Raw genomic sequence first — 653 nt, 5'->3', positions numbered from 1 at the left:
TTGATCAACTTGAGACGATTCTTGATTGCCGCCTCTTTTTCAGCCGCGATTAGTTCTGGTGTTTCTTCATAAGACACATCCGCATATCCGTGATTCATAACCAAGATAGGCTTGTAGCCACGCGCTATATAGTCCGCATCCCCACGAAGAAACTTATCCCGTTCTGTGATATATTGGTTGAACTTGGAGACGCTACGATTCAACTCCTCTGGGCTGAGGGATTCTTTCTGGATAAAAGCCGCTACATCGGGGTCCTTCATGATCTGCTGGACCAAGTCCTGATACTGAAAACGACTTGTCTGACGTTTGATTACATCACCAACACTTTCCATCTAGTCTCCTCCTCCTTCTAATCGGGCTAACATTTCTTGTTTTTTGCGTTCTAATTCCAGACGAGTTTCCTCACTGGTTTGATTCTTGTATTCGGGATTACTCCACTTGGGAACATTGCTCTTAGTCGAGCTAGTTTTCGATTTCTGGTCTTCCTGGCCTTTTTGCTGACGCTCTCGAATCCGAAGCACAGCCTCTTCTGCTGTCCGAATTTTTTGATAAGCATAGTCATTGGCGACCTTCATGGCATATTTCTCATTGACATTGGCCGAATCAACCTTGTTAAAGGTTAGAAGCAAGACGATATTGATGACTTCATCCAA

2 pseudogenes are annotated in these 653 nt (G+C 44.3%); both read right to left on the bottom strand.

The window, feature by feature from the left end:
• Window positions 1-332, bottom strand: a pseudogene (locus tag GMD1S_RS08640) (primosomal protein DnaI); the annotation flags it as partial.
• Window positions 333-653 (bottom strand): annotated as a pseudogene (locus GMD1S_RS08635) (DNA helicase); the annotation flags it as partial.

The sequence above is a fragment of the Streptococcus sp. GMD1S genome, from assembly GCF_000296875.1.
Taxonomy (GTDB): domain Bacteria; phylum Bacillota; class Bacilli; order Lactobacillales; family Streptococcaceae; genus Streptococcus.
This window is presented reverse-complemented; position numbering and strand designations above follow the sequence as displayed.